23 protein-coding genes and 1 pseudogene are annotated in these 25,699 nt (G+C 59.1%); 12 read left to right on the top strand and 12 right to left on the bottom strand.

Annotation, left to right across the window (positions count from 1 at the left end):
- Positions 1-39: 39 nt before the first annotated feature.
- The 9 genes from AC2FNY_RS18405 (at position 40) to AC2FNY_RS18365 (ending at position 8,238) form a co-directional block, all read left to right on the top strand.
- Positions 40-897, top strand: coding sequence for a carbohydrate ABC transporter permease (locus AC2FNY_RS18405; RefSeq protein ID WP_234168270.1), 858 nt, complete (start codon positions 40-42; stop codon positions 895-897).
- Positions 894-1,826 carry a carbohydrate ABC transporter permease gene (locus tag AC2FNY_RS18400; RefSeq protein ID WP_234168269.1) on the top strand — a complete coding sequence of 311 codons (933 nt, stop codon included), beginning with the start codon at positions 894-896 and terminating at the stop codon, positions 1,824-1,826. Before AC2FNY_RS18405 ends, AC2FNY_RS18400 begins: the two co-directional genes overlap by 4 nt.
- Before the next feature lie 12 nt (positions 1,827-1,838).
- Positions 1,839-2,942, top strand: a complete 1,104-nt coding sequence (locus AC2FNY_RS18395) for an ABC transporter ATP-binding protein (RefSeq protein WP_234168267.1) — start codon at positions 1,839-1,841, stop codon at positions 2,940-2,942.
- A gap of 1 nt (position 2,943) precedes the next feature.
- The gene (locus AC2FNY_RS18390) at positions 2,944-4,002 is read left to right on the top strand and encodes an ABC transporter ATP-binding protein (RefSeq protein ID WP_496803340.1); all 1,059 of its coding nucleotides are present in this window, start codon (positions 2,944-2,946) and stop codon (positions 4,000-4,002) included.
- A gap of 66 nt (positions 4,003-4,068) precedes the next feature.
- Positions 4,069-5,022, top strand: a complete 954-nt coding sequence (gene lipA / locus AC2FNY_RS18385) for a lipoyl synthase (protein ID WP_234237896.1) — start codon at positions 4,069-4,071, stop codon at positions 5,020-5,022.
- An 8-nt stretch (positions 5,023-5,030) separates the two neighbouring features.
- Entirely contained in the window at positions 5,031-6,977 is a 1,947-nt protein-coding gene (acs, locus tag AC2FNY_RS18380; protein WP_234168264.1) for an acetate--CoA ligase, read from the top strand.
- A 10-nt stretch (positions 6,978-6,987) separates the two neighbouring features.
- Entirely contained in the window at positions 6,988-7,332 is a 345-nt protein-coding gene (locus AC2FNY_RS18375) for a Lin0512 family protein (protein WP_234168263.1), read from the top strand.
- Positions 7,329-7,688 (top strand): Lin0512 family protein, encoded by a 360-nt coding sequence (locus tag AC2FNY_RS18370; RefSeq protein WP_234168261.1) that lies wholly within the window; start codon positions 7,329-7,331, stop codon positions 7,686-7,688. Before AC2FNY_RS18375 ends, AC2FNY_RS18370 begins: the two co-directional genes overlap by 4 nt.
- A gap of 340 nt (positions 7,689-8,028) precedes the next feature.
- Positions 8,029-8,238: a VirB3 family type IV secretion system protein gene (locus AC2FNY_RS18365; RefSeq protein WP_234168259.1), complete on the top strand. Its 210-nt coding sequence runs from the start codon at positions 8,029-8,031 to the stop codon at positions 8,236-8,238.
- Here AC2FNY_RS18365 and AC2FNY_RS18360 read toward each other — a convergent pair whose 3' ends face one another.
- Positions 8,239-8,571 (bottom strand): XdhC family protein, encoded by a 333-nt coding sequence (locus tag AC2FNY_RS18360; protein WP_234168257.1) that lies wholly within the window; start codon positions 8,569-8,571, stop codon positions 8,239-8,241.
- Between the two features lie 405 nt (positions 8,572-8,976).
- A complete protein-coding gene (locus AC2FNY_RS18355; protein ID WP_234168256.1) occupies positions 8,977-9,390 on the bottom strand; it encodes a nuclear transport factor 2 family protein in 414 nt (137 codons plus the stop codon).
- A gap of 148 nt (positions 9,391-9,538) precedes the next feature.
- Here AC2FNY_RS18355 and AC2FNY_RS18350 point away from each other — a divergent pair, with 148 nt between their 5' ends.
- Entirely contained in the window at positions 9,539-13,204 is a 3,666-nt protein-coding gene (locus tag AC2FNY_RS18350; RefSeq protein ID WP_496803339.1) for a GAF domain-containing protein, read from the top strand.
- A 470-nt stretch (positions 13,205-13,674) separates the two neighbouring features.
- On the opposite strand, the gene AC2FNY_RS18345 is transcribed toward AC2FNY_RS18350, so the two are convergent.
- Genes AC2FNY_RS18345 through AC2FNY_RS18320 form a run of 6 tightly spaced genes read right to left on the bottom strand, consistent with a single transcriptional unit; the run spans position 13,675 to position 20,311 of the window.
- Positions 13,675-14,358, bottom strand: a complete 684-nt coding sequence (locus AC2FNY_RS18345) for an ATP-binding cassette domain-containing protein (RefSeq protein WP_234176979.1) — start codon at positions 14,356-14,358, stop codon at positions 13,675-13,677.
- Entirely contained in the window at positions 14,355-16,100 is a 1,746-nt protein-coding gene (locus tag AC2FNY_RS18340) for a branched-chain amino acid ABC transporter ATP-binding protein/permease (RefSeq protein ID WP_496803338.1), read from the bottom strand. The genes AC2FNY_RS18345 and AC2FNY_RS18340 overlap by 4 nt, the downstream gene beginning before the upstream one ends.
- Positions 16,075-16,923, bottom strand: a complete 849-nt coding sequence (locus tag AC2FNY_RS18335) for an ABC transporter permease subunit (protein ID WP_234168251.1) — start codon at positions 16,921-16,923, stop codon at positions 16,075-16,077. The genes AC2FNY_RS18340 and AC2FNY_RS18335 overlap by 26 nt, the downstream gene beginning before the upstream one ends.
- A 10-nt stretch (positions 16,924-16,933) precedes the next feature.
- Positions 16,934-18,082: a substrate-binding domain-containing protein gene (locus tag AC2FNY_RS18330; protein WP_234237898.1), complete on the bottom strand. Its 1,149-nt coding sequence runs from the start codon at positions 18,080-18,082 to the stop codon at positions 16,934-16,936.
- 28 nt (positions 18,083-18,110) lie between these two features.
- On the bottom strand, positions 18,111-19,493 hold the full coding sequence (iaaH, locus tag AC2FNY_RS18325; protein ID WP_234168249.1) for an indoleacetamide hydrolase: 1,383 nt from the start codon (positions 19,491-19,493) through the stop codon (positions 18,111-18,113).
- Positions 19,494-19,552: 59 nt separating this feature from the next.
- Positions 19,553-20,311: a helix-turn-helix transcriptional regulator gene (locus tag AC2FNY_RS18320; protein ID WP_496803337.1), complete on the bottom strand. Its 759-nt coding sequence runs from the start codon at positions 20,309-20,311 to the stop codon at positions 19,553-19,555.
- Between the two features lie 679 nt (positions 20,312-20,990).
- Between AC2FNY_RS18320 and AC2FNY_RS18315 the strand changes: the two genes are divergently transcribed.
- Positions 20,991-23,204, top strand: coding sequence for an NADP-dependent isocitrate dehydrogenase (locus tag AC2FNY_RS18315; RefSeq protein WP_496803336.1), 2,214 nt, complete (start codon positions 20,991-20,993; stop codon positions 23,202-23,204).
- Positions 23,205-23,365: 161 nt separating this feature from the next.
- On the opposite strand, the gene AC2FNY_RS18310 is transcribed toward AC2FNY_RS18315, so the two are convergent.
- The 3 genes from AC2FNY_RS18310 to AC2FNY_RS18300 all read right to left on the bottom strand — a co-directional run bounded on the left by AC2FNY_RS18310 (position 23,366) and on the right by AC2FNY_RS18300 (position 24,886).
- Positions 23,366-23,722, bottom strand: a complete 357-nt coding sequence (locus AC2FNY_RS18310; RefSeq protein WP_234163278.1) for a DUF5368 domain-containing protein — start codon at positions 23,720-23,722, stop codon at positions 23,366-23,368.
- A gap of 15 nt (positions 23,723-23,737) precedes the next feature.
- Positions 23,738-24,157 (bottom strand): hypothetical protein, encoded by a 420-nt coding sequence (locus AC2FNY_RS18305; protein WP_496803335.1) that lies wholly within the window; start codon positions 24,155-24,157, stop codon positions 23,738-23,740.
- A gap of 66 nt (positions 24,158-24,223) precedes the next feature.
- Positions 24,224-24,886, bottom strand: a complete 663-nt coding sequence (locus tag AC2FNY_RS18300; protein ID WP_496803361.1) for an NAD(P)/FAD-dependent oxidoreductase — start codon at positions 24,884-24,886, stop codon at positions 24,224-24,226.
- On the opposite strand from AC2FNY_RS18300, the gene AC2FNY_RS18295 reads away from it, so the two are divergent.
- Entirely contained in the window at positions 24,830-25,033 is a 204-nt protein-coding gene (locus AC2FNY_RS18295) for a hypothetical protein (protein WP_496803363.1), read from the top strand. The two genes, AC2FNY_RS18300 and AC2FNY_RS18295, sit on opposite strands and share 57 nt — an antisense overlap.
- Before the next feature lie 356 nt (positions 25,034-25,389).
- Here the strand turns inward: AC2FNY_RS18295 and AC2FNY_RS18290 are convergent.
- Positions 25,390-25,699 (bottom strand): annotated as a pseudogene (locus AC2FNY_RS18290) (ornithine cyclodeaminase family protein); the annotation flags it as partial.

Genomic DNA, 25,699 nt, shown 5'->3' with positions numbered 1-25,699 from the left:
CCGAACATCAAAACACTTGAAATGATAGGGGGTGGGCCCGTGAAAACCTCGGCAAGCGCCATGGCGCTGAAATACTTCTTTGTTTTGCTCGCAAGCGCAGTCGTGCTCTATCCACTGCTTTGGATGGTCACGATGGCCTTCAAACCCTACCCGGAATGGACAACGGTTTCTGGCCTGACGTGGTTCCCCCAAAACCCGACCTGGCAGAATTTTGAGTTTATCTTCTACGGTCATGCCGAGGGTTTGGTCGTCAGTCTCGACCGAACGATCTCAGGCCCGTTGATCGCAAGCCTCGTGACCTCGATCTGTGGCACGCTTATCGCGGTCGTGTGCGGCACGCTGTCTTCATACGCAGTCGTACGGTTCGGCCTGGCGCAATCCCTGCCGTTGTCGGTATTGCAATTGCGACTTTTCCCGCCCCTGGCGGTCATGATCCCTGTCATGGTGATGTGGGCCTTTATCGGCGCTGTGGATACCTGGTGGGGCCTGAGCCTGATCTACGGGATCGTCACCCTGCCTTTCGCCTTCTGGCTTATGAAGACCTTCTTCGAGGAAGTGCCAGTCGAGATCGAAGACGCGGCGCGCGTGGCGGGCTGTTCGTACTGGCGGGTCTTCTATCGGATCACGCTACCGATTGTGAAACCGGGTCTGGCGACCTGCGCATTGTTTGTCTTCATCCTCAACTGGTCGGACTACCTGCTGGCGCTGCTTTTGACCCAGAAGGAATGGGTCACCTTGCCAGTCTACATGGCAACTCTGACCTCAGCGATGGGCGGTCAGATGTACGGCATGAAAGCCGCCCTCGGCGTGATCGCTGCCATTCCTCCTGTCGTCTTCGGCCTGATGATTCAGAAGCACCTAGTGCGTGGCCTAACCTTCGGAGCACTGAAACAATGACCGATCAAACCCTCACTGACACCACGGGAAATGCCGACACCATGGGCTACTGGCAAAAGGTCGCCCGCGACGGGCCGCGCATGGGCTTCTGGTTCGTTTTGCCGACCTTGCTGCTGTTGCTGTTCATCGTGGTCTTTCCGCTCCTGATGCAGCTTTACCTGTCCTTCACCTGGTGGACTCCGTTGGAAGGCATCCCCTGGTATCAGGCATGGGAAGTCTTCAACTGGGGCGAAAACTATTGGTTCATGATAACCGATCCCCGTTTCTGGGGGGCGCTCTGGCGCACGGTTCTCATCATGATCGTAGCGGTGCCCGCGCAATTCTTCCTTGGCATGGCGCTTGCCTATCTCTTCATCGACAAGTTTCCGGGGCGCAAGATCTTTTACTCGATCATGCTGACCCCGATGATGATCGTGCCCGCCGTCGTCGGCCTGATGTTCTTCCTGCTGTTCCAGGGCACTGGGCCAGTCAATGACCATCTTGGCCTGCCGGCAGAGTTTTCGTGGCTCACGGATGTGAATCGCGCGATGATTTCGGTCATCATTGCCGATATCTGGCAGTGGACGCCTTTGATGTTCCTGATCCTATTGGCAGGGATGTTGGGCGTGCCCTCGGATCAGCTCTTGGCGGCAAAGCTTCTTGGCGGGTCGAACTGGCAGAACTTCGTCAAGATCATCCTGCCGCGCATGAAGACTGTCATCATTATCGCGCTCGTGCTGCGCGCAGTCGAATGTTTCAAGATCTTCGATCTGGTCTTCATCATGACCAAGGGCGGACCGGGTGTGCAGACGGAAACCATCTCGGTCTTTCTCTACAAACAGACCTTCGGTGATCTGGAGTGGGCCTATGTGGCCACCATCGGCCTGTCGATCCTGATCGCGCTCAGCATTCTTGCGGTCAAGGGCCTGTCCTACATGGCCAAGAAATAAGGGGGGCAGGGAATGTCATCTATCCAGATTCAGAACGTTACCAAACGCTTTGGCGATTTCACCGCCGTCGACAACATCTCCATTGACATCGAGGAGGGTGAATTTGTTGCCCTGCTGGGCCCATCGGGCTGTGGCAAAACCACGACGATGAACATGATAGCCGGATTGGAAGACGCCACCGAAGGCGCGATCCTGTTCGACAACCAGGACCTGGGCCACGTGCGGATGCAAGACCGCAATATCGGTTTCGTGTTCCAGAACTACGCGATCTTCACGCATCTGAGCGTCTACAAGAACCTGTCCTATGGGCTTGAGGTGAAAAAGGTCGGAAAATCCGAAATCGAGCGCCGGGTGAAAGCTATGGCCGACCGGATGAGCATTTCGCACAGGCTGGACCAACCGGCCTCGAGCTTGTCGGTGAACGAAATGCAGAAACTGGCCATCGGCCGCTCTGCCATCGTCGAGCCGCGAATTTTCCTGCTGGACGAACCGCTCTCGAACCTCGATGCGGGATTCCGCGCCTATATGCGGGCCGAGTTGAAGGTGCTGCAGCACGAATTCGGCCAGACAATGATTTACGTCACCCATGACCAGATCGAAGCGATGAGCCTGGCCGACAAGATAGCGATCATCGATCAGGGAAAACTGATGCAATACGGCGCACCGCTCGACATCTACAACGACCCTCAGAATCGGTTTGTCGCAAACTTCGTCGGCAGTCCACGCATGAACCTTGTTGATGGCGAATTGCGCGAGGAACAGGGCGCCCTTCGACTGATGCTGCACGGCGGCGCAGAGATCCGGTTGGACGGGCAGGTGAAAACCGCTTTCACCAGCGATGCGAAAGTGCACAGCGGGTCTTTCGGAATTCGTCCGCAGGACATCTATTTCGGTGAGAAGCGCGCTGACAACGACATTCGGATGCAGGGCAAGGTCGAGGTACTGGAGCGGGTCGGGCCGAAACGGCTGGCCTATCTGCAAGTTCAGGAAACCATGTTCCTCGCGTTCGATGATCAGGCGCAGCTGCGGGTCGGGGACGACGTTCCCTTCTATCTGCCGTCAGGGGCAAGCATGGCATTTGACCTGGAGTCGGGCCGCAGGCTGGGAGGACAGTAAGATGACAGCGATTGAGATTTCGAACGCGGTAAAAAGATACCCTGGTTTTACACTCGGCCCGATCAGCATGAGCGTGGCGCAGGGGGAGTTTTTTGGCATCTTCGGCCCGCCATCCACCGGGAAAACGTCGATCCTGAAACTAATCCTCGGGCTCTTGCAGCCCGAGGAGGGGACCGTGACGCTCTCGGGGAAGGACGGTGCGGCTCTGGATGTTGCTGAACGCGATATCTCCATGGTCTTTCAGAACCTGGCGCTGTTTCCGCATATGACGGGACGGGAAAACATCATCTTTCCCCTCAAAGAACGCGGCGCGTCGGAGAAGGAGATCGAAGAAAGACTCGATTTCGTGTCCGAGGTTCTGCATGTCAGCCACATCCTGCACAAAAACCCTGCACAAATGTCGGGCGGGGAACGTCAGCGGATTGCCCTGGGCCGAGCCTTTGCAGCCGAAAGCCGGGCCATGCTGCTGGACGAACCGATTGCGGCGCTTGACGCGCGATTGCGCGAAGAGATGCGGGTGGAACTCAAACGGCTGCAGCGCGAGAACAACCAGACGTTTGTCTATGTCAGCCACGACGAAGAAGAGGTCATGGCAATCTCTGACCGCGTTGCAGTGATCATCGACGGCAAGATTGCCCAGATCGGGACGCCCGACGAGGTGTATAGCACCCCCAATTCAGTGGCCGTGGCCGGAGTTATCGGCTCACCACCCATGAATTTTTTCAAGGGCGCGTACTCGGAGTCCGGCGTTCATTTCAATACCTCGTCGTTGCCACCAATTCCCATAGTCGGAGCAACGCGCAAAGGCGGCGATGGCACTTTGGGTGTGCGCCCGGAAGACATCTGGCTCGGCGAAAGTGAGGGAAACCCGAGTATTGATGTGAATGTGAGTTCTGTCGAACCGCTGGGCAGCTATACGATTATCAACGCCTATCTGGGTGATCAGATTGTCAAGATACGCGCTCCCGGCCAGGTCACCCTTAAAGAGAATGCGGTGCAGCGGGTGAGCTTTGATCTGCGCCACCTGCATTTTTTTGATGACGTGGGCGAGAGGGTCTAGCAGCCAAAGACCTCTTGGCAATGTGATCCATCAAACCAAGGTCAGAACCAGAAAACGGAGAGTAACGTGACCGCGGCGGCGCAACGGATAAGGCACCCTGAAAAACAGAAAGTAGACGCGACAAGACCGTTGCCGAAACCCCGATGGCTGCGGGTGCGAGTGCCGAGTGGAGATGTGTTCGAGAGCACCAGCACCACGGTCAGGGGTCAGCGGCTGACCACCGTGTGCGAAGAAGCCGCCTGTCCGAACATCGGCGAGTGTTGGTCAAAATCGCACGCGACCTTCATGATCATGGGTGATACCTGCACCCGCGGTTGCGCATTTTGCAATGTTGCGACCGGACGGCCCGATGCATTGGATGTCTTCGAGCCTGCCCGGGTCGCGGACGCCGTGGCCAAAATGGGTCTGCGCCATGTCGTGGTCACCTCGGTGGATCGCGATGATCTGGAGGACGGCGGGGCAGAACATTTCGCACGGACATTGCGCGCGATCCGGCGCAAAACGCCGGACACGACGATTGAAATTCTAACACCCGATTTCCGGATGTCAGATGCGACCGCGCTTGAAACGGTGATGCGGGCCAAGCCGGATGTCTTCAATCACAACATCGAAACCGTGCCGCGCCTCTATCTCAGAGTCCGTCCAGGCGCGCGCTATTTCGGATCCCTCTACCTGCTGAAACGCGTCAAGAATCTCGACCCGGACGTCGCCACAAAATCGGGCCTGATGGTGGGGATGGGCGAAACGGACCAGGAAATCCTGCAGGTGATGGACGACCTGCGGGCCGCCGAGGTCGATTTCTTGACCATCGGCCAATACCTGCAGCCCACGCCACGGCACTATCCGGTCAAGCGATACGTGACCCCTGAGGAATTCGCCAGGCTGGAGCGAATTGCGAAATCAAAGGGGTTTGCCATGGTGTCGGCCAGCCCCCTCACCAGATCCAGTTATCACGCCGAAGAAGATTTCGACCGCCTCAAGGTCAAGCGCAATAGGGCGAACGCCACTCATTCGCAATAGGAATATCCATGTCACGAGAACTGTTCCAACCGTCCCCAGGGCTTGCTGCCAAGGCGCATGCGGATGCCGCCACGTATCAGCAGATGTATGACCGATCGGTGAACGATCCCGAAGGGTTTTGGGGCGACCAGGCCGGCCGGCTGGACTGGATCAAAGCGCCGACCCGGATCAAGAACACGTCCTTTGCCTATGACAACGTGTCGATCAAGTGGTACGAGGATGGCGAGCTGAACGTTTCCGCCAACTGCATCGACCGTCACCTGGAAACCCGCGGCGATCAGACCGCGATCATCTGGGAACCCGATGATCCGGACGCTGAGGCGCAGCACATCACCTATCGCGACCTGCACGCCAATGTCTGCAAATTCGCCAATGTCCTGAAAGAGATGGGCGTCGGCAAGGGCGACCGCGTCGTGCTTTACATGCCGATGATCCCACAGGCCGCCTATGCGATGCTGGCCTGTGCGCGGGTCGGCGCGATCCATTCGGTGGTCTTCGCCGGCTTCTCTGCCGACGCACTGGCCGCCCGGATCGACGCCTGCGGCGCCGCCGTGGTCGTGACCGCAGACGAGGCCCCGCGCGGCGGTCGCAACACGCCGCTTAAGGTCAATGCGGACGTGGCCTTCGGTAAGTGCAAGTCCAGCCCGAAGATGCTGGTCGTCAGGCGCACCGGCGGCGATATCCCGATGGTGGACGGCCGCGATTTTTGGCTGCACGAGATGGAAGCCCGGGTCGCCGACGATTGCGTGCCCGAGGCGATGAACGCCGAGGACCCTCTGTTTATCCTCTACACCTCGGGCTCGACCGGCGCGCCCAAGGGCGTGGTGCATACGTCGGGCGGCTACCTGGTCTATGCCTCGATGACGCACCAGTATGTCTTCGACTATCACGACGGCGACATCTTCTGGTGCACGGCGGACGTGGGCTGGGTCACCGGCCACAGTTATATCGTCTATGGCCCGCTGGCCAATGGCGCCACCACGCTGATGTTCGAGGGTGTGCCCACCTATCCCGATGCTGGCCGCTTCTGGGCGGTGTGCGCAAAGCACAAGGTCAACCAGTTCTACACCGCCCCCACCGCGATCCGCGCGTTGATGGGTCAGGGCAAGGAATGGGTCGAGAAACACGACCTGTCGAGCCTGCGCATCCTCGGTACCGTGGGAGAACCGATCAACCCCGAAGCCTGGAACTGGTATAACGATGTCGTCGGCCACGGCCGCTGCCCAATCGTCGACACCTGGTGGCAGACCGAAACCGGCGGCCACCTGCTGACGCCCTTGCCCGGCGCCACCGCGACCAAGCCCGGTTCCGCCACCAAGCCGTTCTTCGGTGTGCAGCCGGTGATCCTCGACGCGCAGACCGCCGAAGAACAGACCGAAACTGCCGCCGAGGGCGTGCTCTGCCTGAAAGACAGCTGGCCCGGCCAGATGCGCACCTGCTGGGGCGATCACGACCGTTTCGTGCAGGCCTATTTCACCGACTACAAGGGCTATTACTTCTCGGGCGACGGCTGCCGCCGCGATGCCGACGGCTATTACTGGATCACCGGCCGGGTCGATGACGTGATCAACGTCTCGGGCCACCGCATGGGCACCGCCGAGGTCGAAAGCGCGCTGGTTGCCCACCCCAAGGTCAGCGAAAGCGCTGTCGTCGGTTATCCACATCCGGTGAAGGGCCAGGGCATCTATGCCTATGTCACGTTGATGGCGGGCGAAGACCCTACCGACGAGTTGCGGAAAGAGCTTGAGGTCTGGGTGCGCAAGGAGATCGGCCCCATCGCCAAACCGGATCTGATCCAATGGGCGCCGGGCCTGCCCAAGACCCGTTCGGGCAAGATCATGCGCCGCATCCTGCGCAAGATCGCCGAAAACGACTTCGACTCACTAGGCGACACCTCAACTCTCGCGGAACCGGCTGTTGTTGACGATCTCGTCGAAAACCGCATGAAAGAATAGGTAGTAAACGATGCCGAAAACGCAATTTGCTGTTCAGATGGGCATGGGCACCGATCTAAAAGGACAGGACTATAGCAAGGCTGCTGCCCGCGCCGTGCACGATGCCTTGCACCGCAATTTCCTTGTCGCGGGTGCGGCCTTTGACCTGCCACTGGACGCGATGATCGTCCATATCCGCGTGGGTGTCGCCAATCCGGATGCCGTTGATTTGGAGATCGTCAAAGCCGAGGTGCCAGCGGGCATAGTCTCAGCCGAAGCTGTAAATGGTGGCCTTGAGGTAGAGATGATGGGCCACAAAACCCTGATTGCGAACGCAATCGTCACCGTTTCCTATGATGTGGAGATACCGTCATGAAGCCGCTTATCTGTGAACTTGGAATGGGCGCCGATGTACATGGCCATGACTATACCAAAGCTGCGTTGCGAGGCATTTCCGACGCCATCCGGCACAGTTCGCTGACAATTTTCTACAGTTACAAGCACCCCTCGGAAATGCGTGTAGATGTGACCATTGGTGTGCCAGCACCGGACAAAGTGGACAAAGAGGCCGTGGCATCCGCACTTCCTTTCGGCGACGTCAACGTCAGGGTCGTCAAGGGCGGACTTGACGACAAAGGCATGGGCGGTGCCGAAGACATCACACTGGCAGCAGTTGCCGTTGAGGCTTGGCTGGACACCGAAGGGCATGGATTCAAATTGGCAAACGATTGAGCTGACATGCGACAGCGAGAAGCTTGCACGATTTCCGGATCCGCTCTGAACATGTCATAACAAAAACTTCACTATCGGATCTTGACACCTGTAGGGGGGTTCCCCCCCTCCAACGCCTGCCAAACGAACCTACCTGGATATCTCCCCTGCCTGCACCGCTCGTCCGTGCACCGCCAAGGTTGCTGAAAACCTCTGACACCCAAACTTGCGGATTACACCCAGTACTCGCGCTTCGTAGGCAGCGTGACCGATCAAACGACACAGGTCGGACGCGTGGAACTGGCGGTTCGCAGTCGGGGCGGCTTGCATCTGTCTCAGCAATTCGCGCTCTTTGGGGTCCATGGCTGACCAGTCCCGCGTGTTCATCGGCCTACTCAGGCCACCCAAGCTGATGGGCTTGCCGATCATGTACGCCATGGTCTGGCTCTTCGGCTCGACGCTCCTGTTCCTCTGGGTGCAGAGCTGGGTGGTGGCTGTATTCGCGGGCTGGCCTGGCCGGCGCTCTGGAAGGCCGCAGACTGGGATCCGAACTTCCTCGATGTCCTGGTGATCACCCTGCAGGAAGGCTCGCAAGCTGCCGGTGCCGTTCTTCACGGGCGCGCTGGCTACCCTGGGCGCCGATGTAGAAGGCGGGGGTATCGAGCGCTCCCAAGAGCAGCGCCGGCTCCCGGTCGTGGTCATGGAAGAACAGAAGGACGGCGGTGCGCGCGTCAGCCTCCGGGTTCTCGGTAAAGACCCTGTCCGGCAGGCGCCGACTCTCGCAGCCGGTCACACCGATGTTTAGGAGGGTCTCGTCATCGGGCGACAATAGGATTGTCGGATAATTCACCGAATGAGTCAGGGCGGCGAAACAGGCGGCCTCGCGGCCTTTGCCGTAGCCCATGATGGCGCGGGGCGACTTCGGCCGTTACCTGGGTACCGCTCTGCCGCATCGCAGCTTCATCGAAGCGGCAGTCGGCGCACTGTGCAGCATGATAGGCTGGGCGACCGACGGCACTTTGGACGAACCCGTTGTTCGCAGCATAGCAACGAAGATAATAGTCAGTTGGTGAAAGTTTCCATGCTGAATGACCTGAAACAGCAAAGACCTTCGGCTAGCGGCAGACGGCACTGTAAACGGGCCGACAGGACGGAAAGGTGTGGTTGGGCATAATCGCAGTGTTGGAAAAGCTCTGTTGGTCACCTTGAGCCCGCAGGCAGCGATCAGATCGTCGCCCGCGAACTGTGTTTTTCAAGCCCGGTCAAGTGCCGAACGCATCGGACCACCGGAGCGCACGCGATTTTGGAACTAGGCCCAACCGAGCTGTTTCAGCGCATGACCATCGTTCCAGACCTTCGTCATGTGCGTGATCTTCCCACCCGCGAATTCCATGGCATAGACGTAGTCAGTCGCAACAGCTGCACCTGTCGGATCGACTGGCCCGCCTGGGCCGGTTTGTGAGCCGTGGAAAACTGCGAAAGCCAGCACAATGCTTCGGTCTTCGTCTGCTGCGAACCCCTTCAATTCGTAGTGGCCGTCGGGGATCGGCGTTAGCATGCCCTTCATCCATTCGGCATATGCCTCCAGCGTGTGCGTATCCTCCAGCGCGCCGGCTTGGCAGGAAAAGCTAGCATCTGCGGTGCAGAACTGCGCGCACCCGTCCCACCCTTTGCCCGTTTCACAGGCTTCGAAGAATGCTTTTGCATCTGTGATCATGCTCATCTGTTGGTCTCCTTGGTAAACTGCGGGGCCTTTCCCCGCGTCGTCCACTAAAGGTACGCAGCGAGCTGGCGCCGCGATATCGTGCAGATGAACCAATTGATGCAGGAGGGATGTGGGGTATGCTGCTACTACATTTGCAGGGGGTGGCATGACGGATCCGGCACAAACTGTTGAAACGCTTTCGAAAAGAGAAGCCGAGGTTGCTGCTGCTTACGCCGACGGAGCCAGCTACAAGGAAATAGCGCGAGAGTTGGGCATCTCGCCAACCACCGTCCGGTCGCATCTGCGCACCGTCTACAGCAAGCTCAACGTCACATCCAAGATCGCGCTGGTGCAGGCGCTTGTCGATCCCACGACCGTACCTACCGATGATCATGACAAGGCTGGCCTGGCCGCAGATCTGGCGCTTGAACTCGATGATGCGATAAGGCGCGAACGCACGCTGACACGTGTCCTGCGGATCATCAGTCAAAGCAGCGCGAATCTCAATGACGTGATCGACGAAGTGCTCGGACAGGCCCTCGAGATTTGTGAGGCCGAGTTTGGTATCCTATTGGAGCACCATGGGGATTTCGCGTTTACCGAAATGCGGTCCTGCAACATCAGCACGCCTTTCGCAGACTGGCTGGCGAGCCAAGGTTTATTCAATCCGGGGCCGGATACCGCGGTCGGCAGGGCCGCCAGATCGCTGAAGCCGGTTAGCATCGGCGATGTGGGTGCCGAGGACATCAGCCATGAAGAAAACCCGCTGCGCTTTGCGACGGTGAAGTTCGGCCAAGCGCGCTCACTGGCAGCGATCCCGATGACCTCCGGGGGACGTTTGATCGGCGTCTTCAGCGTCTACCGGACCCGTGTGCATCCGTTCAACGACCGCGCGCTCGAACTGGCGCAGGCTTTCGCCGATCAGGCGGCCATAGCGATCGAGAATGCCCGTCAGATCGGCGCGATGGAGGCGCGCCTGTCTCAGGCTGCCGCAACCCGCGAGGTTTTGGATGCAATCAGCATGTCGCGGGATGACGAAGGGCCTGTGTTCGACGCGATCCTCCGCAACGCCGCCAGACTGTGCAACGCGCCCATGGCGCGGCTGGAACTTGCTGACAGCGCACGCGAGACATATCGTTGCGTCGCAGCTTGGGGCGATGAGATGCGGTCATTCCGCGTGGGTGAGGTCATGCCGCTGGACCAGCCAAACGATCTGCCGACCTCAATTCGCGAGGGTGTTCTCCGCCACATTCACGATCTGTCAAAAACCGAACTCTATCTCGGTGGTAATCCAACCCGAAAAAGGATGGTCGAGGAAGAAGGATACCGGACCTATCTCTGCGTGCCGTTGATCGCAGCGGGCGTGAGTATCGGTGCAATTGTTCTCAGCCGCCGTGAAGTGGCTCCGTTCTCGGATGAAAGCATTGCCTTGGTGGAAAACTTTGCCAAACAGGCGGTGATCGCGATCGAGAACGTACGCCGGTTTCGCGAATTGCAGAATCGTCTCGATCGTTCCGCCGCCACGCGTGAAGTCCTGGAGGCGATCAGCAACGCAAGCGACGACGAACAGCCTGTGTTCGACGCCATTCTTGGCAACGCCCGCAAGCTCTGCGAAGCGCCTTTTGCCGCCCTCGTCCTTGGACGCCGGACCGACAGCCATCAAACCATGATCGCACATCACGGCGCCGTACAAAGCACGGAGGATATCTACAGTGCTCGCCGCGTGCCGATGGACCCGGAACGCTCCTTCGCCGCACGTGCCATCCTTGAGAAGCGGCCCATTCATCTGCCGAACATGATGGACACCGACGAGTACCGGGCGGGTATCCCGAATGTGGTGGAACTGTGCGATCTTCAGGGCATCCGCACTAACCTCTTTGTTCCGCTAATCAAAGACGGTGAGGGGATCGGCTGTTTCATCATCTTTCGTCACGAAGTCCGTCCTTACAACGACGAACAGATTGCGCTTGTCGAAACCTTCGCCACCCAAGCCGTGATTGCTCTGGAAAACATTCGACAGTTCCGGGAGCTGCGGACGCGGCTGGAGCGGGAGGCGGCAACAAAGGAAATCTTGCAGGTCATCAATCAACACCGCGATGATGAGATGCCGGTCTTCGACGTCATTCTAAATAATGCCATACATCTGTGCGGTGCGAGTGCAGGCGCTTTGGCCCTCGGCAAGAAGGGCGATCCGCATCAGCGCATGGCGGTCTCGCGCGGTGTCAGCGATGCGACGTTGGATGTGTATGCGCGCGGGGAGGTTTCGATGAACCCCGACATTTCGCTTTCAGCGAAAGCCATTCTGACGGGCAAAGTGGTCCATGTCGCGGACATGGCCGATACGGACGGATATCGAAGCGGCGTCTCACACTTCACGTCGGTCGTGGATGATACCGGCATTCGCACAAACCTGTTCGTGCCGCTGCTAACGTCGGAAGGCGGTGAAGGCGTTCTCATCCTGTTTCGGACGGAGGTTCATCCCTACACACCCGATGAGATTGCCCTGGTCGAGACATTTGCTTCTCAGGCTGCTATTGCGCTGGAAAATGTCCGCCAGTTCCGCAACCTGCAGAAACGTCTGGACCGCGAAGCCGCTACAAGTCGCGTCCTCGGTGCCATCAGTGCCTCCCGCGAAGACGATATTCCGGTCTTTCACACCATTCTGGAAAACGCCTGCCGCGTCTGCGATGCGCAGTCGGGTTTCATTACAGTGCTCGATGAGAGCGGGCAGTACCTGACTGGCCCGGCACAGTACGGGGTCGGCGCCCCTTTTCAATCCATGTTCGAAGACTGGACTGCAGACCTCGCCACATCGCCCCTAGGTGCCGCCCAATGCATCCGGGAGCGCCGCGTGATTGCGATCGACGATATCGTGGAGACCGATCTTTATCGCGAGGGCAATGTCGAGCGCGTCAATCAGGTCGATCTTGAGGGCATGCGAACCATCCTGTGCGTCCCCCTGCTGACCTCCGACACAGGGTTTGGCTCGATGATCCTTTATCGCAAACGGGTTCAGCCCTTTTCGAGTGACGATATAGCTATGGTTGAAGCCTTCGCGGCGCAGGCCGTCATAGCCATCGAGAATGCCCGTCAGTTCCGCGCGCTACAGGCGCGAACCTTAGAGGTTCAAGCCCTGAACGCTTCCTTGGAGGCCAAAGTCAGCGATCAGGTCACCGAGATTGAGCGAATGGGACGGCTGAAGCGGTTCTTGCCGTCAGCTGTGGCGGACACAATCGTCTCGTCCGGTTCCGAGCGAATGCTGCAAAGCCACCGCGCGCTGCTTGGCGTTCTATTTTGTGACATCCGGGGCTTTACCGCGTTCTGCGAGACGGCTGAGCCGGAAGAAACAATCGACGTGCTGCAAACCTATCATGAGGAAATGGGCAAACTGATAAATTTGCATGGTGCCGGTGTCGATCTTCGGATGGGCGATGGGGTCATGGTGCTATTCAATGATCCGATCCCATGTGAAGATCCCGCTGGCGACGCCGTTCGCCTCGCGATCGCCATGCGCGAAAGGATGGCCGACCTGTGCAGGATGTGGAAGCGCATGGGCTACAGGCTCGGCTTCGGAGTTGGCGTATCTTTAGGCTATGCAACGGTTGGCATGGTCGGCACCGAAGGCCGCTTTGACTACACGGCCTCTGGCACCGCAATTAACCTTGCGTCGCGGCTTTGCGATGAAGCCGGTGACGGGGAAATCCTTCTCAGTCCAAAGGCGAGCATCGCTGTCGAAGACGATTATCCTGTCGAGTCCCGAGGAGAGATCACTCTGAAGGGCCTCCGCGAACCGCTGGAGGTCTTCAAATTGGCCGAACCCGGCGTGTCTTAGCAAGCAATCGGCGTCTAGAAATAGCCTCACAATATTTTTTTGAGCCGGCAGTGGCCATTTGCCGGGTTGCAGCAATGGTCGGTCGAGAAAAGGCCGCAGTGGGCTCGCTGCCGCCATATGACGGTTTCGGTTGGTTGTTCTTTGTATGATCGGCCGCTTGCGAACCTGCCTGATGCACTTGTTTGCGCCGGCAGCAATTCGAGGTTTGTTGTGGCGGGTCCCAGGCTACTCGGACACTATGCGCAGACAACAGCCGTTCGCCCCGGAAGGTCGACCGGCCGCAAAGTCCGCAAATTGCCAGTGCATGCCCGGTGCAGCGAAAGGTCGCTCATACTATACCTGTCGTACGTAGATCACACGGCGAAGGTTTCTGAAGAGCGCGCTATGTCGAATACTGCAGACAAAACGAATGGCCGTGTTCTTGCATCAGCCCATCTCGAAACTAACGGAATTGAGTGGGCCACTTCAAACTACAAGCTTAAGATCGACCTCAATTCCGAAGCCGGCACTTCGCTTGCCAACTTGTTCAGAACCACCCTGCCTGCGTCCAGCCCCAAGAACCAATTCGAAACTCCGGTTAGAAAGCTCAGGTTCTGTTCACACAACAGAATTCCGGCACCTGCCAATGCCCGCTCCTTCAGGCACTCGGCCATGTGGTCGATGTTTTCAGGCTGGACGCCCTCAGAAGGTTCATCGAGAATAATCACCTGCGTGTCCTCGATCATGGTTCGGACAAAGGCCAGGATTTTTCGTTCCCCACCCGACATGGTTCCTGCTGGTTGGTCCAGCCGCTCGGCTAATCGGGGGAACCGGTCGAAATACGTTTCAGTTTCCTCCCGGGCATTCCCGAGCGTCAGGTTCTCCCTGACCGTCAGATCATCAAACACCATGGATGTTTGTGGCATGTAGCCTATACCCTGGCCCCGCCGGGCATGTGCGGGGAGGTCGCCAACTGAACGACCATTCAACCGGATGTCACCGTGAACTGGGTGAAGTCCACCCTGCACCAGGCGGGCAAGGGTGGTTTTGCCGACACCGTTCCGACCGAAAACACCAAGAACGCTTCCAGCCTCGATATGGGCGGACACATCGAACAGGACCTTGGTGTCGCGATAGCCTCCGGTCAGGGTATCGATTTCCAAGAGTGCGGTCATTTCGTTCCTCCGGCATAGACGACCTGAACGTCCGGGTTACTCCGCACCTTGTCGAACGTGTCAAAGGCCAGGACCTGGCCCAGATGCAGGACAAGAACCTTGTCCGAGATCGCCTCGACGATGCTCATGTCATGTTCGATGACGATTACGAGCCCACCCGTATCGGCCTGGTAGTCGCGCACCAGGTCTGTCATCAGGCCCGTTTCATCGGGGGACAGTCCTGCACATGGCTCATCCAGCAACAGAACCGGCGGTTCGGCAGCGATGGTCATTGCGTATTCCAGGAACTGGCGGTGCCCTTGGGGAAGGTGTTCGACGGGTTGGACCAGTTCTTCCTGAAGCGGAACCGAGGGATGCTCCAGAAGGTCTGCCAGTGGTTTTGACCGCCACTGAAATGTCGTTGGGCGGAACAGGTCGATCAGTCCTGCACGGTTCGCCATCATGGCAATCGACAGGTTCTCGGACACACTCATGGAGAAGAACACCGATGGCACTTGCAGTTTGCGACCGATGCCGACGCCAAGGGCCATGTGTGGTGGCCTGCTATCGATGCGGGTGTCGCCAAGCGAAATACTCCCGCTGGTCAGACGAAGATTGCCGGTGATGGTGTTTAGGGCGCTGGTCTTTCCTGCCCCGTTCGGCCCGATCACGCTGACGATGCCGGTTGCTGGGGTTTCGAAGGAAACACCGTTCAGGATGCGGACAACACCGATGCTGAGCTTAACATCGTCGAACTGGAGGCGAGATTTGGCAACGCCGTTCCTGGGCTTTGGAGCTACTATTGCCGGTTTTGGTACCGTTGTCCCAACTGGTCTGAAGCGTCGGTAGGCGGATTCCAGCAATTCCGCGATGCCGCCAGGGGCCTTCAAAACGACGAGAATGAAGGCCACGGCCATCAGGAGTTCCCAATAGGGGAAGCTGTCGCGCAACTCGGCAGAGGCCCAGCCGACGATCACGGCCCCGATCAGCGGGCCGAGAACGTGGAAGCGGCCTCCGACGGCAGCGAGGATCACCATCTCGGCGGAGAGGGCAAATCCGGTTGATGTCGGGGTCACAATGCCCTGATGCGAGGCAAAGAGCCCCCCGGCCAATGCCGTGAGAACGGCAGAGAACGCGAATACCGCCCCCTTGACGGCATGGGTCGGGAAGCCGAGCAATTGCAGGCGGGGTTCGTTATTCGCGACTGCCCTGGCGATCAAGTTCACCGGAAGCCGGTTCAGGATGAACAGGAGCAAGCTCACCGCCACAGTTGCAGTCACAATGACGTAGTAGAACCCGCCAAACGGGTCGAGGTTGCCGAGGCTCTGGAACCCGCTCATCCCGTTGAAGCCACCGGTCAGGTTGGTTGCCGTTCCGGCGATCTGTTCGGCAATCATCACCAAAGCCAGTGTGATCAGTGAGAAATAGGGTCCGCTTTCGTTGCGGCCCCTGAAGATCAGCGCGGCCAGTGCGAAGGCAAAAACTGCCATGATAACCAAAACACCAGCGGCAAGGGCAAGGTCCAGAACCAGACCGCCTTCGGCCCGTAGGGTGATGGCGGTAATATAGGCCGCGACGCCGAAGAACAGGGCCTGACCAAGCGGCAGCACCCCGGTCTTGCCCCAGAGAAAGCCGATCCCCTGGGCCGCGATGCCGTAGATCAGGTAAAGCCCGATCTGGTAGGCTGTGAAGTCCCCGAAAAGCTCCGGGATCAACAGCAGGACCGCCAGAAGCAGACTAACGGGAAGAAGAACGGATGCCATCAGGTTTCAACCAGAGAAAGAGGATTGAGAGGGTCAGCACGGCCAGATAGCCATAGGTCTGGCTGACGACAGCCCCGAGGAAGGACTGAGTGCCCGCGATGATTCCGGCACCGATACCAAGCCCTTCGAGGCTGCCGAGGCCACCAACAACAAGGGCAAAGAACGACCGGATCAGGTAGTCGAGGCCCATCATCGGTTCGATGCGGATGGTCGGGGCAAGGATCAATCCGGCCAGACCCGCAGTGCAGCAGCCGAAGATGAAGGCTCCGGCGGACAGACGGGCCGTGTTGATACCGATGGCCTCGGCCAAGTCCGGATTGCCGACCATCGCCTTGATCCGGGTGGCGACCTTGGATCGGGCATTCCACCAGTAGAGGGCAGCAAATCCGATGATGATGCCGATGATGACGGCGATGCGATAGGCGGGATAGTCGGAACCAAGAACGCTGAGAGTGCCGCTGATGGGTGGGCTGACGGACTGATAGCCGCGTCCGAAGATCAGTTCCACGGCCTCACGCAGCAGAATGGCAATGCCCCAGGTCGCCAGAAGGCTGTCAAACATCCGGCCATAGAGGTGGCGGATGACTACCCGCTCCAAGATGAAGGCGACGAACGCCACGGTCAGCAGGCAGACGGGGAGTTGTAGCCAGCCGGGCAGACCCAGCGACGATGTGATGACCGGAGCATAGGCCCCGATCATCACGAATTCCCCATGCGCCATGTTCATGATCCTGAGCTTGCCAAAGACAATGGCCAAGCCCAGGGCGACCAAAGCCAAGGTGCTGATCTGCCAGGCCAAATTGAGGATGAGAACAGACGTCATGGGTGGGAGGTCAGTTCGAGCAGGCTTCGGACGACGCCACGTTGTCGAACGACGCGACGATGTTGAACGCCCCGCCGCTGCCATCGGCGAGATAGATCGTCTGCGCCATATGATGCCCCGTCAGGGTGTTATCACCTCTCGGGGTGGTCCATGTGGTGCCTTCTGCGGCGGCATCCATGGCAGCAACGTCAAGGCTGCCTGCCTTGTTGGCCAGAGCGGCCAGCAGCATCAGACCCTCATAGGCCGACTGTCCCAGACCATTCAGAGCCGGTGCATCTGCCCCGTATGCAGCCGAGTAGTCGGCTGCGAAAGACGCTGCCCCTTCGGTCTCGATAGAAGCGAAATAGCCGGAAGATGAGAATAGCCGATCCGCATTGTCCGCACCGATACCGGCGAGGGTGTTTTCTTCGATCAGGGTGCCCAGGCGAATGGCCCGTTCATCCAGTCCGAAGCCTGCGAAGCTTACGTTGAAGCCTACGGAACCGCCACCCACAAGGGTGATCAGCACCGCGTCGGCACCGCTTTCCTTGATGCGCTGAAGCGAAGAGTCGAACTCAGCAACCGTGAAGGGGACGTATTCCTCACCCACGACCTCACCACCTGCATCGGCGATATAGCCTTTGGCCAAGGCGTTGGTGTCACGGGGCCAGTTATAGTCATGGCCGATCAGATACCATTTTGACACGCCCTCTTTTTCGGCGAGGTGGGGTATGACAGGGGCAAGCTGCTGGCTCGGGGTCTCACCAGTGATGTATAGCCCGTCCGCACAGGAATTGCCCTCATAGACCGGTGTGTAAACATACGGGACCTGCCCGCCAAATCGCCCGATCAGGGCTTCACGTACCGCCGAGTCATGCATGCCTACAAAGGCTTGGGCACCTTCCCCTTTCCACAGCCGCAACGCGGCCTGAGTGGCTTCTGCCGGGGGCACACCGACATCGGCGAAGACCAGTTCGATCTGTTCGCCATTGATACCGCCGCTTGCGTTGATCTTCTCTGCCGCCAGTTTGGCCGAATTCCTTGTGGACGGCCCGAAGAGGCCCGCCGGTCCGGAATCGGGCACCAGCACCCCGACCTTGATGTCGGCGGTGGCGGATACGGTTCCGAGTGTCAGGGCCATTGCGGCACTGGCCAAGAGTTTCGTCGTTGATTTCAACATGAGTTCCTCCCTTTGTTGAAAATGGCGTCTATTGCGCCATTGCTTTTTCTACCGCCCGTGCCAGGGCCAGTAGCGACCGGTCCTTTCCGGGCAGGGCATCAAACTCGATGCCGACCGGAAGACCCGAAGACACAGGGCATGGAAGTGAAATGCCGGGAGTGCCGACATTTGATCCCAGGTCGGTATTGCGGATGTAAGTCGGGAAGGTCGGGACCTGGTCACCGTTCAGTGTGACAGTTTCGTCCTGCCCGATGGGCCTGGCAGGCAGGGGCGTCGTCGGGAAGACGATCGCGTCCAGCCCGTTCGCCTCAAAAACCTGACCGTAAATTTGACGCATCGCCGGGCGATGCACATCCAGTGCTGCACGGTAGGCGGCTTCCGGCATCGCCTCATCCCCAAGCTGGCTGCCGATGGCCCCGGCCACATCCGGTGATCCAATGCCAGCAACCAGTGTTTCGAAGGATACGTCCGGGGCGTGTTTGGCCAGATAGGCCGGAAGGTCGCGCATGACTTCGTAGAACACGACCGGGAAACTGAAGGCTTCGTTATGCGGCCAGATCGGCTCAAAGTTGACATCGACCAACTTGGCTCCTGCAGAAGATAGCAAGGAAAGCTGTGCCTCGACCGCTTCGGCGACCGCCGGGTCGAGGTTGTCAAAGAACATCTGCCGGGGAACGCCAAGCGTGACATTGGTCAACTCGACACTGGCAATATCGGCGTTGTCGCCCGATAGAACGCTGTCAAAGAGAGCGATATCGCGAACGCTTCGAGCCAGAGGGCCGACTGTATCGCGGGTGTGCGAGATCGGAACAACACCGCCGCCGTCATAGCGCCCGGTCGTCGGACGGAAGCCAATTACGCCACAGAGAGCCGCAGGAATACGGCAGGACCCGCCGGTATCCGTGCCCAGACCTGCGGGGAAAATTCCGGCGGCAATGGCGGCTGCGGTGCCACCCGATGACCCACCGGGGATCATGGCCGGATTGTTCGGATTGCGCACGGCCCCGGTAACCGCGTTGTTTGACGTGATGCCGAAGGCCAGTTCATGCATCGCGGCCTTGGCCCCGATGAAGCCGCCCGCCTGGTTGATCCGCTGGACAACACCGGCATCTGTGGCTGGGGTATGGTCCAGAAGAGCCTTCGTGCCACCGGAGGTCGGGTAGTTCGTTGTGTTGATGTTGTCCTTGGCCACGACCGGCAGACCGGCCAGTGCCGCCCCTGGGTGGGTCTCAAAGGCTTTGGTTGCCGTCCGGACGACGTGTTCCTCATCGAAACTCTGAACCGCATTCAGGTCCGAGTGTTTCGCGGCCCGATCAGCCAAAGCCTCGGCATATTCTGCCGCAGAAACCGATCCATCCCTGATCGCAGCCACCGTGGCGACCGCATCCAAACACTCCAAATCCAGCGACATCCTTGCCTCCCTGATGATTGGAGAACAGAATAGAAACTGGCAGGATCAGTTGCCTATCATCACAAATGATGATTTTTCTCGGCCAAGAACTGAGCCAATTGAGTGCGCCGGTTCAGCGCCGATTTTCGGAAGATGGATGCAATATGGGAGCGAAGCGTGGGTTTGGAAAACCCGAGTTTGCCGCAGATTTCGTCATCGGTGAGCCCCGTGACCAGGAGGTCGGCCACTTCGGCCTCCCGAACCGTGAACCCCAAATCATTGGCGATCTGGGCAAATCTCAGGGACGGTAACTGCTCGACCGCGCTCTTCGCCCGGATCAGGGCATTGACTAGGCTCGGCCCAACAGCATCTACGATCTGGGCCTCCCTGGGTGTAAAGTCCTCACGGTTCGCCCCACGCCATATCCGGAGGTCCCCAATATTGTCGCCCCTGTCATAGGCAAAGTAGTTCATGCCGTAACAAAGACCGTCCTGTTTCAGAAAATCGTTGAAGAATTCGGTCTTGACCAGACGGTCATGCCGCATCACCTCGCTGACAGGTGTTGCCTTCTTTCGTTTTTGCAGTGTTGGCGTGATCGGGTCATGAAACTGGAAGTAGCTTTCGTACCTGCGCAGGTTGTCGTCCGTCATGTTGATCTGGACGCAGGACACAAACTTCCGCGCATCGTCGTCCCAGATGTAGGATGCGAAATAGTCGGCTTTCAGCAGGTCGAGCATCTTCTGACCCACACGCCGACGGACCTCATAATGGTCGAACTCGCCACTCAGGTCTCGCATGATCGAAAAGATCAGGTCAGCTTCTTCATCCGTCAGATTCACGGTCTGGATTCCGATTGAAAGCCACTTATTGTTTCAACAACATGGCCCGCAGGCAAGGGTCACTTGATTGATGAGCAAAAACCAAATTATTTCAGTGAGCCCTTCTAAAGCGGACCTCTGACAGCTAGACGCCAATGGCGGAAGGGTCCCGCTCCTTGTTAAATGATCCTGATTGCAGAGAAAGGATGATTTGAATTTCGCCCCTCTGTTGGGCGTTCAATGACCGCTCTGGCGACACATGCTACTTTACAGCGAGAACCATGCCGCGCCCGCAAGCATTTTCTGCGTCAGCAATAGCCGCATGAGAGTATGGCAGGAAGGTCCCGCATAGCGGACATCCGGCCTGATGTGCAGGATATGCCGCTCAAAAGTGCCTGCCGAGACTTGATGCAGGACGGTGAAACCATTGCGCTATAAATACTCAAAACTTCAAGTTTTTGCACACATCAAGCCGCACCAATCTGGCGCCCTTCTCCCCCTCGCACGCGGATTTGCGCAGACTGGGGCAAAATGCGCAGTCTCCGTCGATTGAAACGCGGCGCGCGCCCATGTATGGGGAGCCTGTCAAATCAGAGTAACCGGTGTCGGACCCCTGGTCCGATTCCGCCGCGCCGCAATGGATGTGGCAACACACTCTCGGATCGCACGCCCCAGGAAAGGCTAGAAAAGGTAAGAGAATATGGCTGATAAAATGAACTCCGACATATTGTATACCATTGTAGACGAAGCGCCGGAGCTGGCCAGCGCCTCGTTCCTGCCGATCATCCGCAAGTTCGTTTCGGCGGCGGATATCACCGTTGGAACCCCCGATATCTCGCTGGCGGGCCGCATCATCGCGACCTTCCCGGAAAACCTGACCGCCGATCAGCGCCAGTCCGACGATCTGGCCGCCCTGGGCGAGCTGGTGAAGACGCCCACCGCCAATGTGATCAAGCTGCCCAACATCTCGGCCTCGGTGCCGCAGCTGGTGGCCGCGATCGAGGAATTGCAGAACCAGGGTTACGACATCCCGTCCTATCCCGAGGCGCCCGCCACGGATGCGGAAAAGGAGATCCGTGCGCGCTATGACGCGATCAAGGGCTCGGCGGTGAACCCGGTCCTGCGCGAAGGCAACTCGGACCGTCGTTCGGCCAAGGCGGTCAAGAGCTATGCGCAGAAGAACCCGCATTCGATGGGGGAATGGGTCTCGACCTCGAAAACCAAGGTCAGCTCGATGCCGGGCAACGATTTCTATGCCAACGAGAAATCGGCCACCATCACCGCCGCGCAGGCGGGCAAGGCGCGGATCGAGTTCATCGGCGCCGATGGCAGCGTGACCGAGCTGAAGAAGAACTGGCAGCTGGACGAAGGCACGGTTGCCGATGCGACGTTCATGTCGGTCAAGGCGCTGGGGGCCTTTCTGGCTCATGCCATCGAGGACACCAAGGCCGACGGCACCATGTTCTCGCTGCATATGAAGGCCACGATGATGAAGGTTTCGGACCCGATCATCTTTGGTCACGCGGTCAAGGCCTGGCTGGCGCCGGTGTTCGAGAAATTCGGCGACCGCATGGCGGCGCTGGGGGTGAACCCGAATTCCGGTCTGGGCGACCTGCTGGAGCGGGTGAAGGGCGACGCCGAGATCCTGGCCGCCATCGAGGCGGTCAAGGCGGATCGTCCGGCCATGTACATGGTCGACAGCGACAAGGGCATCACCAACCTGCACGTGCCGTCGGATGTGATCATCGACGCCTCGATGCCCGCCGTGATCCGCGCGGGCGGCAAGGGTTGGGACCAGACCGGTGCCAAGGGCGACACCAATTGCGTGATCCCCGACCGCTGCTATGCGACCGTCTATGACGAGACCATCAACTTCTTCAAGGCCAACGGCGCGCTGGACGTGACCACCGCCGGGTCGGTGGCCAACGTTGGCCTGATGGCCCAGAAGGCCGAGGAATACGGGTCGCACCCGACCACGTTCGAGGCGCCCGCAGACGGAACCATCCGTATCGTGCTGGCCAATGGCGACGTGCTGCATTCGCATGCGGTCGAGGCGGGCGATATCTGGCGCGCCTGCACCGTCAAGAAGGCGCCCATCGAGAACTGGATCCAGCTGGCGATGGACCGTCAGCGCCTGACCGGGTCCGAGGCAATCTTCTGGCTGGACGCAAATCGCGCCCATGACGCGCAGCTGATCGCTTATGTCAAACCGGCGCTCGAAGCCGCGGGCGTGGCCGACAAGTTCCAGATCCTGGCCCCGCGCGAGGCGACGGCGCAATCGCTCAAGACCATCACCGCCGGCAAGGACAGCATTGCCATCACCGGCAACGTGCTGCGCGATTACCTGACCGACCTGTTCCCGATCCTGGAGCTGGGCACCTCGGCCAAGATGCTGTCGATCGTCAAGCTGATGCAGGGCGGCGGGCTGTTCGAGACCGGCGCCGGCGGCTCGGCCCCGAAACACGTGCAACAGCTGGTCGAGGAAAACCACCTGCGCTGGGATTCGATGGGGGAATTCTGCGCACTGGGGGAAAGCCTGAACTTCCTCGCCGACAGCCGGGGCAATGCCAAGGCCGGGGTGCTGGGCCGCGCCGCCGAGGCGGCGACCCAGGGCATTCTGGATTTCAACCGCAGCCCCAGCCGCAAGGTGGGTCAGCCCGACAACCGCGACAGCCATTACTGGTTCGCCCGCTACTGGGCCGAGGCGCTGGCGGCGCAATCCGACGATGCCGAACTGGCCGCCGAGTTTGCCCCTCTGGCGAAGGCGCTGGCCGATGGCGAACAGGCGATCCTGACCGAACTGGCCGCAGCCCAGGGCAAATCCGCCGATATCGGCGGCTATTACAAGCCTTCGGCCGAGAAGAAGGCGGCGATCATGCGGCCGTCTGCGACGCTGAACGCGATCATCGGCTGAGCCTGACTGGCAAAAAAATTTCGGCGCGGGGGCAATCCCCGCGCCTTTTTTCATGTCCCGTACGAAAGGTATGCACGGGCGTGGTACCGATCCTCCTGTCACCTTGCAGAACGATGCTGTTCAGAAGGGGCCAGCGCATTGCATCAGGATGGCCGCTGGGGTCAGTCGATTTCGTGCGCGCCCTTGATCAAGGATTGAAGGGTGTAAATCAGCACCGCCGCCCCAATCGCTCCTACGCCTGCTATCCCGAGCAGAAGAATGATATCTATTGGGCCGCCCATATCGGCCAGGTGCGAGTGGGTCATGAACAGCACAAACCAGACCGCGGCAACTGCGCCGAAGGGCATCGAGAGTTGAGCAAGCAGAAACTTGGTCCAGCTAACCTTACGATCACGGACAAGGACGTAGAGATAGGCCACCGTTACGATGATTGCCGCACCGACCATCGACCAGAAGAGCCAGCGCCCAAAGATCTCTTGGAAAACGGCTAGAAGTGTCTCGAATGTCAGGTCTTTCATCGCCGTGACTCCTCTTTAGGCGCGACCGCGCAGCATCGCGTTGTAAGTTGCTTTCAAAGCGACTTCCTTCATCAGCCAGCTGACCCAAAGCTCTTCGAGAGGAGCGATCAAACCCGGGAAGGAGGGCACCAGATCATTGTTGTAGTCGAATTCGATCAGCATTGCGCGCCCGACCCTGGTGATCAGCGGGCAGGACGTGTAGCCGTTGTAGGTTTCGGTCGGCTCGGTGCCGGCGATGGCAGACAATAGCCCATCCTCGACCACCGGGACCTGCCATTTGACACTTGCCGCCGTCTTGCCCTTTGGGACGCCTGCCACATCTCCAAGCGCCCAGACCTCGGGGTGGCGAAGGTGCCGCAATGTCAGGGCGTCCACTTCGACCCATCCCTGATCGGTCCATTTATCTGTCCAGGACAGATCGGATTGCCGGATCACATCGGGCGCGCGCTGCGGAGGAATGATGTGGATGTAGTCATAGTCTATCTCGACATCGAAGCCGTCTTAGTCCGCGAAGATTGCGCGTTTCCGACCTGCGTCGATGGACTGCAATTTGTGATGCATCCGGGTCTCTATCGCTCGGTCGGCAAAGAGCATCCGCACCTTTTCGGCGACGATCGGTACGCCAAACAGCGCCCCCTGCGGCGCGGCGTAGACGAACTCTGCTTTGCTCCGGTTGCTGGCCCGGCGCGTGATGTCATCAATCAGAAACGTGTGCTTTAGGGGCGCGCCCGCGCATTTCATCTCGGTTTCGGGCCGCGTGAAAAGACCAACGCCTCCGGTTTCGCTGAATTTCGACGCTGCCTGCCATGTTTTTTCAGCATATTCCGGGCCTGCATATAGCGCCCCGATCCCATCCCGACCGACCATATCCAACGAGAACCCTTCGATCGCGTCATTATCGAGAGCAAGCCCAGGTGCTGCCACAAGATAATCGTACTGAAGCGTCTGTCCGTCTGCCGTCGCTACGGTTTTTGCAACGGGATCAATGGCCACCGCCGCCTCTTGGATCAGTCTCACCTCGCTAGGAAGCCAATCCGTTGTCCTTGAAACGACGTAACCTGCGGGCTTCAGACCGGCGGCGACGAGTGAGAGACCAGGTTGGTATAGATGCTCTTTGCGCGGATCGACAAGCGTGATCTGGGCGCCGACAAGGTGGCGGACCAGCCTGTTGGCGAGCGCTGTCCCGCCGGCGCCCGCGCCGATGATCACGATCCGGGCCTTTGTGGTAATCTGAGCCTGAACCGGGGCCGGCTCGGAGATGGCCGCTATTGCGGCGCTTCCAGCAGCCAGCTTCAGGAATTTTCGACGTGACGGGCAGTTACGTGTAACTGCTTCATAGGTTCTCCTCCTATTTTGATCCGCGACTCCTTACCCTTGCGCGCCTTGCTCGCCGACTTGTGTCAGGTGTGCCGGGCAGGAAACGAGCAGATCACGACTCGGCAGCTGGAAAAACGCATGCAAGAAAATACATATGTTTAGCGAAGCGTTGTCGATATAGATCAAGCAGGCGCCGGGATCAGGCGGGGGCCGGCCACACTGCTGCCAGAGCGTTGGTTGCTCTGATTGCGATGTGCTGCAGAGCGGTGGAAAAGCTTTAGCGGTTGAGTGTGCCCCGGTCCCGCAGGCCGGGGCCGATGAGGGAACTGGTCGGCCGGACAGGACCGGGTTTAGAACTCAATTTCGGTGCCAACATTGGCGGCGCGGGCGCGGTCGACGACGGTCGCGGCGACGGCAAGGTCCTGCAAACCGACGCCTGTCCCGTCAAAAAGGGTAATCTGCGCATCGGAGATACGGCCCGGGTTGGTCCCTTTGATGACAGCGCCGATCTGCGTCACGTCAGCCGCCTGGATCAGGCCCTGCGCCACCGCGTGCTGCGCCTCGCCGATGCTGATGGATTGCGCGACCTCGTCCGTGAATACGCTGGCGCGGGCCAGCAGGGCGGCCTCGACCTCTTGCTTGCCTTTGGTGTCGGTTCCC

Source organism: Ruegeria sp. BHSC223 (genome assembly GCF_059613025.1).
Note: the sequence above shows the minus strand (reverse complement) of the source record. Positions and strands in the feature narration are given on the sequence as shown.

Coding starts and splice junctions, on each gene's coding strand:
- AC2FNY_RS18365 (WP_234168259.1), top strand. CDS start 8,029: ATGGCTGACCAGTCCCGCGTGTTCATCGGCCTACTCAGGCCACCCAAG.
- AC2FNY_RS18350 (WP_496803339.1), top strand. CDS start 9,539: ATGACGGATCCGGCACAAACTGTTGAAACGCTTTCGAAAAGAGAAGCC.
- AC2FNY_RS18315 (WP_496803336.1), top strand. CDS start 20,991: ATGGCTGATAAAATGAACTCCGACATATTGTATACCATTGTAGACGAA.
- AC2FNY_RS18340 (WP_496803338.1), bottom strand. CDS start 16,100: ATGGCATCCGTTCTTCTTCCCGTTAGTCTGCTTCTGGCGGTCCTGCTG.
- iaaH (WP_234168249.1), bottom strand. CDS start 19,493: ATGTCGCTGGATTTGGAGTGTTTGGATGCGGTCGCCACGGTGGCTGCG.
- AC2FNY_RS18360 (WP_234168257.1), bottom strand. CDS start 8,571: ATGGGCTACGGCAAAGGCCGCGAGGCCGCCTGTTTCGCCGCCCTGACT.
- AC2FNY_RS18400 (WP_234168269.1), top strand. CDS start 894: ATGACCGATCAAACCCTCACTGACACCACGGGAAATGCCGACACCATG.
- AC2FNY_RS18390 (WP_496803340.1), top strand. CDS start 2,944: ATGACAGCGATTGAGATTTCGAACGCGGTAAAAAGATACCCTGGTTTT.
- acs (WP_234168264.1), top strand. CDS start 5,031: ATGTCACGAGAACTGTTCCAACCGTCCCCAGGGCTTGCTGCCAAGGCG.
- AC2FNY_RS18295 (WP_496803363.1), top strand. CDS start 24,830: ATGCTCTTTGCGCGGATCGACAAGCGTGATCTGGGCGCCGACAAGGTG.
- AC2FNY_RS18345 (WP_234176979.1), bottom strand. CDS start 14,358: ATGACCGCACTCTTGGAAATCGATACCCTGACCGGAGGCTATCGCGAC.
- AC2FNY_RS18355 (WP_234168256.1), bottom strand. CDS start 9,390: ATGAGCATGATCACAGATGCAAAAGCATTCTTCGAAGCCTGTGAAACG.
- AC2FNY_RS18370 (WP_234168261.1), top strand. CDS start 7,329: ATGAAGCCGCTTATCTGTGAACTTGGAATGGGCGCCGATGTACATGGC.
- AC2FNY_RS18395 (WP_234168267.1), top strand. CDS start 1,839: ATGTCATCTATCCAGATTCAGAACGTTACCAAACGCTTTGGCGATTTC.
- AC2FNY_RS18310 (WP_234163278.1), bottom strand. CDS start 23,722: ATGAAAGACCTGACATTCGAGACACTTCTAGCCGTTTTCCAAGAGATC.
- AC2FNY_RS18375 (WP_234168263.1), top strand. CDS start 6,988: ATGCCGAAAACGCAATTTGCTGTTCAGATGGGCATGGGCACCGATCTA.
- AC2FNY_RS18330 (WP_234237898.1), bottom strand. CDS start 18,082: ATGTTGAAATCAACGACGAAACTCTTGGCCAGTGCCGCAATGGCCCTG.
- AC2FNY_RS18335 (WP_234168251.1), bottom strand. CDS start 16,923: ATGACGTCTGTTCTCATCCTCAATTTGGCCTGGCAGATCAGCACCTTG.